This window comes from Rhodococcus sp. P3_B8, from assembly GCF_056402775.1.
In genome coordinates this window covers 1-8,255 of sequence record NZ_JBFUGT010000286.1, presented here as the reverse complement: position 1 = coordinate 8,255, position 8,255 = coordinate 1, and the positions used below count along the sequence as shown (strand labels likewise).

The window sequence follows — 8,255 nt, the reverse complement described above, 5'->3', positions numbered from 1 at the left end:
CGCCGACGCGGCATGGGTGCCATCGCCCGCCGCTTCGGCCTTGCGGACCCACACCCGTACGGTCTCCGTCTTCAGTGACATCCGTTCGGCGATTGTGCGGATCGCCTCGTATTCCGAGGCGTAGTCACCACGGTGCTCGAGGACCAGGCGCACGGCCTTCTCTCGCACCTCGGCTGGATAGACATTCGGCATAAGGATTACCTTCCCAAGAAAGAAGGTGCGCATCAAACCCGGGACGATTCAGATCGAGTCGGGTGAAGGTGTCCCGGTCGGTGGCCAACTGCACCAGGGTGATGGTGGCGTCGTGCCCGGTGCCGGGGTCGATCACGCGGGTGCCCAGTTCCAAAGAGATCGTCGCCACGATGCCGTCTCGGTCGGCCTCGAAGATCTCGTGCACCGAGCGGATCGCCACCTCGGCGACCGCTTTCGCGTAGCGGTCCTTACGGGCCTTGACCGTCAGCAGGGTGCTGGTGATCGAGTCACCGGCCTTGACGTACTTGAACGCCTTCTCCACAGGGAGGGCAGCCGGGTCGGGCACGGTGACGGTCAACCGCAGTTCCCGATCCGCCGGATCGAACGCGAAGTCATGCTCGACGGGAAAGCACTCCGGGTACACCGAGTTACCGAGGACGATGGACACGTATTCCTCGAGCGCCCACGGCTCACGCTCCTGCAACGCCACCATCAGCCGCTCGAGTTTCACATTCGCCGACAGCACCGATTCCCGGCGCTCGCGGCATTCACGTTCGTACTGCTCCTGCGCAGCCTGGAATTTCTGCGCACGCGCGGACTCGAGCCGCTGATACGTGTGCTCATTTGCCTCCTCGACCCGGGCGCGGTCGGCGAGCAGTTGCTGCCAATGATGATGCTGCTGCCAGAACAGCGCCTGGGCGTCGGAGATGGCGGCCGCATGCTTCTTCTTGCCGCCGAGCGCCGCTCCGAGCCCGGTCGGCGCCGGGGGTTCGGTGTAGACGGGCTCCGGCGGATAGGGCAGCGGATCGGGGCGCCGGGTCGGGGTGGTCAGATCGGGCCGGTCGAACGGTGGGTGCGCGATCTGCTGCCGCAACGCCGCCAGGTCGACGAAGTCGTCGACCGCCAACGTCGCCGACAGGAGACTGTCGATGGCCTCGGACTGCTCCGCCAGCTCGGCATTGAGCCGTTCCACCTCGGCCAGTCGTGCTTGTTCATGCAGCCGGGCGCGTTCCTTCGCCCCATAGGCAGCGTCGGCCGCGGCCATGCGGGCGCCGGCGGCCTGGGCGCGTTCGAATTCCCGCTGGGCGCGCTGCGCTTCGCGGACCGCGCGGGCGTGTGCCTGGGCGGTGGCCCGTTGTTGCTGGCGTTGCCGCTGCTCGGCGAGCCGCGCCTGGTGTTGCATCTCCGCGAAGAATCCACGTCGCCTGGCCATACCCGGGCCCCCTTCAGTTGAACAGTGCGTCGATCGCTGCAGCCCCGCATCGGAATTTTGATGGCGTTACAGCGTCGACTAACGCGTTACTGCGTACGTGATTGATATCAAACCACCAGCGCTGCAACGCGATGTCGACCAAACAACCGACAGAGCCGCGCGTCGCCAACTCGGCCAAGTGGCGGTAGGTGGTAGTTGGTCCCCTATTCCGTATTTGTCTATCTCGGACGTTCTTTAAACTCTCATCACGCCGGGGTTAGTCGTTCTTCGTGTTGTCGTGAGAGAAGGGTTGGTCCAGCGAATGACGGATCAAGCGAGCGAGCGTGGCGGCGACGCTGACCTGAGTCCGGTGGAGCGGTGGTTGGCCAACAGCAAACCCATCGAGTCACGCGAGCCGGAGCCCTTCGTCCCCTTGGTGGACTTGGCCGTACCGGGAAGCTTCGTCGGTGTGCCGCCGCTAGGGCGTGTCTCCCAATGATTTGGGGTGTTGTGCTGCAGACTCTTCGCTGTGGCAGACGTTGTTAATAGGTTTGAGGTGTTGACGGACAAGCAGTGGGAGTTGCTTGCGCTGCTGTTGCCCAGTTCGGATGGGCTGCGGGGGCGGAAGTTCCRGAACAGCCGGCTCGTGGTGGAGGGGATGCTCTACCGGCTGCGTACCGGGCTCCCGTGGCGGGATCTACCTGCGCATTTCGGCCCCTGGAAGACGGTGTGGAAACGGCACCGACGCTACGCCGGGGATGGAACGTGGGATCGGGTACTCATAGCCCTGGCGGCGATGGCCGATGCCGGTGGCGACCTGGATTGGGCGGTGTCGGTGGATTCCACCGTGGTGCGGGTGCACCAGCACGGCGCCAACGCCGCGCGTGACACAGGGGGATCTACCGAATTACACGAATCTGCTTGACGAACCGGTCRATCACGGCATCGGCCGGTCCCGCGGCGGGCTGACCTGCAAAGTCCACCTGGCGTGCGATGGCGACGGACGTCCCTTGTCGGTGCTGGTGGGTCCTGGCCAGGCCGGMGACAGCCCGATGTTCGGCCCGCTCCTGGAGGGCATCTGCGTGCCGCGCATCGGTGGCGGCGCACCCCGCACGCGCCCGGACGAGGTCCGTGCCGACAAGGCGTACACATCCAAGGCCAATCGAGAACTGCTACGCAGCAAGGGCATCAAGGCGGTCATTCCCGAGAAGTCCGATCAGGTGGCCAACCGCAAGAACAAGGGCAGCGCGGGCGGTCGGCCACCGAACTTCGATGCCGAGTCGTACAAGGGCCGCAACGTGGTGGAAAGGGCCTTCAACAAGGCAAAACAGTGGCGAGCGGTGGCAACCCGGTATGACAAGCTTGCCCTGACTTACCGGGCTGGATTCCTCCTCGCCGGCATCGTCGAATGGCTCAAACTATTGGGAGACATGCCCTAGGCCCCGGAATCCGATTCCGTCCCTCCAGGCCCGCCCTCCCGGGCAATCCAGATCAGGTGCCACCCGTCCGTGCGGCAGTCCCGTTCTTGCGCTGGTTGGCGTGGAAGCGCGCCTTCTTCTGACGATTCCCGCACGTGTTCATGTCACACCATTTGCGGGTGCGACTTTGACTGGTATCGAAGAAGGCGGCTTGGCACGTTGGCGATGCGCACAGGGCCAATTTTCCGTCTCGTTCGCCTGCGATGATGCTGATCGCGTCGGCGGCGATCACGCTGAGGGCATCTTCCACGCAGGAAGCCGAGCTGAGTCGCCATCGCCGCTTAGCTTCCGGCGTCAGGATAGCCGCGGCCCGACCCTGAGCGCTGCAGTCATTGATGACTTGGACAGCAGACGCAGGGAGAGAGTCCTGGATCGCGGCCGCTGTCGCGGCGGCGTGAATTGATTCCCTCAGTTCCCGAGCGAGTTCGAGCTGGGCGGTGGTGCAGGACTCCACGGCGAGGCCGTTCACTGCCAGCCAGTCGACGAGTCGCTGCGGCGTGGGAATGCGCTCTAGAGCGTTGCCGCGCCGCTCCGTCAGAGTCGCCGTGAAGCTGGTCGCTAGCACGTTTCCGAGGCGAAAGTCAGGAAACTCGGCTCGCATGGAACCACCTTAGCAGGTTGCACCCTGTGATCGGACATGCTAGAACCGTCTTAGACGGTTCGCGAAAGGTTGTATCCGGTTCCACGATTGCCAGGAGGTCTCATGCCCCGTCCAACCAGCGACGTGCAAGCATTTGAAGCCCACGCAACAGACGCTGAACTCGACGATCTGCGCACGCGATTAGCCGCGGCGCGGCTACCGGAGGCCGAGACGGTCCATCACGCCGCGCCCGACCCTCGCCGATGGGAACAGGGCGTTCCGCTCGCCGACCTCGTCGATGTCGTGAACTACTGGCGCACCGGGTACAACTGGCGGTCGTTCGAAGAGCGCCTCAACCGTATCGGCCAGTTCCGCACGACCATTGATGATCTGGGAATCCACTTCCTGCACCGCCGATCCGCGCGCGCAGATGCCACTCCTCTGATCGTGACGCACGGCTGGCCAGGCAGCATTGCCGAGTTCGTCGATGTCGTAGACGAGCTGGCAGATCCGCAAGATGCAGACGCGCCGGCGTTCCACGTCGTGGTTCCATCGCTGCCGGGCTTTGGATACAGCGACAAGCCGGCCACCACCGGGTGGGGAACCGAAAAGATCGCAGCCGCATGGGTGGAACTGATGGGAAGGCTCGGCTACAGCAAGTTCGCAGCCCACGGCGGCGACTGGGGAGGCAATATCACCACGGTTCTCGGCGGCAGGTTCCCGGCGCATGTTCTCGGCATCCACACAACGTTCGCGGAGGCACCGCCCGGGTTGACAACGGACGGGCTGACGGCGGCCGAGCGCAAATGGACCGAGGAAACCCGCGATTTCTGGCGCCACCACGCGGCGTACGCGAAGCAGCAGGCGACCCGACCGCAGACCATCGGCTACTCGCTCGTCGACTCACCGGTCGGGCTTCTTGCCTGGATCCTGGACAAGTTCGCCGAGTGGACAGATACCGAAGACAGCCCGTTCGAGACGATTTCCAGAGACCGCGTTCTCGACAACGTCACCCTGTATTGGCTGACGCGGACCGGCGCATCGTCGGCCCGCATCTATTACGAAAGCCACAACTCGCTGGACCCCGAACTTCGGGTCGACGTCCCGTCAGCAATCAGTATGTATCCCCGCGACATCGAGAAGTGTCCGCGTCCCTGGGCACAGGAGCGGTACCGACAAATCGTCCGATGGAGGTCGCCCGAAATCGGGGGACATTTCCCGTCGCTGGAGGTTCCCGAGTATTTCGTCAAGGACCTGCAAGAAGGCCTGGCGGCAGTGCTGGCCGCTCATCGGTGAACGCGGCGCTGGGTGCCGGAACTCGGAATTGGTCCGGGGATCTGAGCTACGCGCCGAATGCTCTGCGCGGCGAGGAGTCTCGGTTGAAGACCTTTGCGGTAGCGTTCCTGGGTTTCTTCCCAATCGTTGTGTGCCCGGGTTGATCGCATTCACCTGTGAATGTGACCGCTGTCCGCGCGGAATTCGTTTGCCGGGCAACGACTCTTCCTGGTCCTACTAGCCGGGGTACGGGGTGGTTCCGCGCTGTACGCGGACCGCGGCGGCCCACCATGCCAGCTGCGCCAGCATGCGGTCCGCCGAGTCGATGGCGGCGCCGTCGGTCGTCTGCCCCTGGTCGTCGAATCGCTTGCGCACCTGGTGGAAACTCACGCTCTGCCGCACCGACACCATGTGCAATTCGGCAACCACCTGGCGCAGCTGTTCGGTTGCCCGGAGCCCGCCGGCCAACCCGCCGTACGACACGAAACCGATGGGCTTCGAGCGCCATTCGTGTTTGACGCTGTCGAACGCGGTCTTCAGCGCTGCAGGGTAACCATGGTTGTACTCGGAGGTGACGGCCACGAACCCGTCGGCTCTGCCCACTCGCTCCCGGAATTCGTCCGTCGCGGGGGATGCGCCGAGATCCTGCGGCAACGGCGTGTCGGCGAGATCGATGATGCCCACGTCCAGCCCCGGGTAGGCGCGAGCACGTTCGGCGAACCAGCTGGCGACGACGGGAGCGATCCGGCCCACTCTGACGGATCCGATGATGATCTCGATCCGGACGGGTGCGACTGCGGTCATGAACAGGCTCCTTCTCTTCCGGAGCCATCGTAGGTGCTGGCGCCTCCGCTACCGCGGTGGTGATCGACTCCGCAGGTTCCGGTCAGTCGCCGCAGCAGCCGCCCGGCACGGTCCTGACGTCCCGGGTGATCTTGTTGCGTGCCGCCAGATCCGCGTCGTCCGGGTAGTCGACGCGCACCAGGGTCAGTCCGTGCGCCGGGGCCACCAGGATCGAACTCGACCGCGACTTCTCCTGGAGGAGTCCTTCGATCCAGCCGAGGTCGCGGCGCCCCTCCCCCACGGCGAGAACCGCACCGACGAGACTGCGCACCATCGACCAGCAGAAGGCGTCGGCGCTGACGAAGGCCGTGAACACGTCGCCGTCGCGCTCCCAGTCGAAACGTTGGAGATCGCGGACGGTCGTGGCGCCTTCCCGGCGTTTGCAGAACGCCGCGAAGTCGTGCAGACCCAGCAGTGTCGCGGACGCCGAGCGCATGAGTTCGAGGTCGAGAACCTTCGGATACGACACGGTGTCCCGGGCTCGGAGCGGATCGGCGCCGTAGGCCGCCGACGTCAGCCGGTATTCGTAGTGCCTGCGCATCGCGGAGAACCGCGCATCGAAGTGTTCGGGCGCGAAGGCGATCCGCTTGATCCGCACGTCCTTCGGCAGGAACCGCGCGAGCCTGCGGACCAGCCGGGATGGGTCGTCAGGGAGGGCGTCGACCGGAACATCGACGTGCGCCACCTGTCCGGTGGCGTGGACCCCGGCGTCGGTGCGCCCCGCCACCGTGAGTTGCAACGGTGTACGCAGGACGGCGCCGAGCTTCTCCTCGATCTCCCCGCACACCGTGCGCAGCCCGTTCTGGCGGGCCCACCCGGAGAAATCGGTTCCGTCGTACGCGATGTCCAGGCGCAAGCGACGGGTCGCATACGAAACGGGCCCGCCGTCCCTCGGGGGGACGACGGGCCCGTTCGATTCAGCGTGTGCCGAAACCAAGTGGACTAGTCCTTCTTGGCCTCTTCGGCCTCGGGGGCGTCGGCCGCGGTGGCGGTCTCGTCCTCGATGGCCTCGACAACGGCGTCAGCGTTCTCGACCTCGGCGTCGGTTGCCTCGGCCTCGACGGCCTCGACGACGTTCTCCTCGGCGGGAGCAGCAGCCGGCGCATCCTTCGATGCCTTCACGCGACGAGCGCGGTCGGCCTCGGAGGTGACGGTCTTCTCCTTGACGAGCTCGATGATCGCCATCGGCGCGTTGTCGCCCTTGCGGGGGACCGTCTTGATGATGCGGGTGTAGCCGCCGTCACGATCGGCGTAGAACGGGCCGATCTCCGCGAACAGGGTGTGCACGACATCCTTGTTGCGGATGACCTTCAGAACCTCGCGACGGTGAGCCAGGGTTCCGGCCTTGGCGTGCGTGACGAGCTTCTCGGCGTACGGGCGCAGGGCCTTGGCCTTGGACTCCGTGGTGGTGATGCGGCCGTGCTCGAAGAGCGCGGTAGCCAGATTGGCGAAGATCGCCTTCTGGTGCGAAGCCGACCCGCCGAAGCGGGCACCCTTCTTGGGCTTGGGCATGATGATCTCCTAGTAAAGGACCGTGAGCTACAGCTGTTCGGTCTCGGCGTAGTCCTCGGTGCCCTCGGCATCACCGAAGGAACCGGCGTCCGTGTCGCTCCACGTCCCGGTGGCGGCGTCGTAGCCGGCAACGGTGGTGGGATCGAAGGACGCGGGGCTGTCCTTGAGGGCCAGGCCGAGCGAATGCAGCTTGACCTTCACCTCGTCGATGGACTTCTGTCCGAAGTTGCGGATGTCGAGCAGATCGGACTCGGTACGGCCGACAAGCTCACCGACGGTGTGAACACCTTCGCGCTTGAGGCAGTTGTAGGAACGGACCGTCAGGTCCAGGTCCTCGATGGGCAGTCCGAACGAAGCAATGTGATCGGCCTCGGCGGGCGAGGGGCCGATCTCAATGCCTTCTGCTTCGACGTTCAGCTCACGGGCCAGGCCGAAGAGCTCAACCAGGGTCTTGCCCGCCGAAGCGAGCGCGTCCCGAGCGGTGATGGAGTTCTTGGTTTCCACATCGAGCACGAGCCGATCGAAGTCGGTGCGCTGCTCGACGCGGGTGGCCTCCACCTTGTAGGTGACCTTGAGCACCGGCGAGTAGATCGAGTCGACCGGGATACGGCCGATCTCGGCGCCGGACGCCTTGTTCTGGACGGCGGGGACGTAGCCGCGACCGCGCTCGACGACGAGCTCGATCTCCAGCTTTCCCTTGTCGTTCAGGGTGGCGATGTGCAGATCCGGGTTGTTCACGGTGACGCCGGCCGGGGGCACGATGTCGCCTGCGGTCACAGCGCCGGGGCCCTGCTTGCGGACGTACATGGTGACCGGCTCGTCCTCTTCGGAGCTCACGACGAGGCCCTTGAGGTTCAGGATGATGTCGGTGACATCTTCCTTCACACCGGGAACTGTGGTGAACTCGTGCAGAACGCCGTCGATGCGGATGCTGGTGACAGCAGCGCCGGGAATCGACGAGAGCAGCGTGCGGCGGAGCGAGTTGCCGAGGGTGTACCCGAAGCCTGGCTCGAGGGGCTCGATGACGAACTTCGAGCGGTTGTCAGCGATGACCTCTTCGGTCAGCGTGGGTCGCTGAGAAATGAGCATTGGATTTCCTCCTGTACGGGCGTCCGCTATTTGACGCCCACGATGGGAAAGGCACTTCGTGCCCGTGCGCCTTTCCGGTAGTCGGAACCGGAAC

The 8,255-nt window shown here is 65.0% G+C and carries 8 protein-coding genes; 2 read left to right on the top strand and 6 right to left on the bottom strand.

What is annotated here, in order from left to right; all coding sequences use genetic code 11:
• Positions 1-124: 124 nt before the first annotated feature.
• Positions 125-1,405 (bottom strand): hypothetical protein, encoded by a 1,281-nt coding sequence (locus AC1D1G_RS37470; RefSeq protein WP_477956101.1) that lies wholly within the window; start codon positions 1,403-1,405, stop codon positions 125-127.
• A 508-nt stretch (positions 1,406-1,913) separates the two neighbouring features.
• Here AC1D1G_RS37470 and AC1D1G_RS37465 point away from each other — a divergent pair.
• Positions 1,914-2,823 (top strand): IS5 family transposase gene (locus tag AC1D1G_RS37465; protein WP_477956100.1). Its coding sequence is split into 2 segments (ribosomal slippage): positions 1,914-2,264 and positions 2,266-2,823, totalling 909 coding nucleotides; the frame shifts between segments, so codons are not numbered across the junction.
• A 52-nt stretch (positions 2,824-2,875) separates the two neighbouring features.
• On the opposite strand, the gene AC1D1G_RS37460 is transcribed toward AC1D1G_RS37465, so the two are convergent.
• Positions 2,876-3,463 carry a CGNR zinc finger domain-containing protein gene (locus tag AC1D1G_RS37460; RefSeq protein ID WP_280782643.1) on the bottom strand — a complete coding sequence of 196 codons (588 nt, stop codon included), beginning with the start codon at positions 3,461-3,463 and terminating at the stop codon, positions 2,876-2,878.
• Positions 3,464-3,565: 102 nt separating this feature from the next.
• On the opposite strand from AC1D1G_RS37460, the gene AC1D1G_RS37455 reads away from it, so the two are divergent.
• Complete coding sequence (locus tag AC1D1G_RS37455; RefSeq protein WP_283332980.1) at positions 3,566-4,738, top strand: epoxide hydrolase family protein; 1,173 nt, start codon at positions 3,566-3,568, stop codon at positions 4,736-4,738.
• Between the two features lie 216 nt (positions 4,739-4,954).
• Here AC1D1G_RS37455 and AC1D1G_RS37450 read toward each other — a convergent pair whose 3' ends face one another.
• The 4 genes from AC1D1G_RS37450 to AC1D1G_RS37435 all read right to left on the bottom strand — a co-directional run bounded on the left by AC1D1G_RS37450 (position 4,955) and on the right by AC1D1G_RS37435 (position 8,161).
• Positions 4,955-5,521, bottom strand: a complete 567-nt coding sequence (locus tag AC1D1G_RS37450) for an NADPH-dependent FMN reductase (protein WP_477956099.1) — start codon at positions 5,519-5,521, stop codon at positions 4,955-4,957.
• A gap of 82 nt (positions 5,522-5,603) precedes the next feature.
• Positions 5,604-6,416 carry a tRNA pseudouridine(38-40) synthase TruA gene (gene truA / locus AC1D1G_RS37445; protein WP_280782640.1) on the bottom strand — a complete coding sequence of 271 codons (813 nt, stop codon included), beginning with the start codon at positions 6,414-6,416 and terminating at the stop codon, positions 5,604-5,606.
• Between the two features lie 86 nt (positions 6,417-6,502).
• The gene (gene rplQ / locus AC1D1G_RS37440; RefSeq protein WP_005239685.1) at positions 6,503-7,072 is read right to left on the bottom strand and encodes a 50S ribosomal protein L17; all 570 of its coding nucleotides are present in this window, start codon (positions 7,070-7,072) and stop codon (positions 6,503-6,505) included.
• 27 nt (positions 7,073-7,099) lie between these two features.
• A complete protein-coding gene (locus AC1D1G_RS37435; protein ID WP_005239684.1) occupies positions 7,100-8,161 on the bottom strand; it encodes a DNA-directed RNA polymerase subunit alpha in 1,062 nt (353 codons plus the stop codon).
• Between the last annotated feature and the right edge of the window lie 94 nt (positions 8,162-8,255).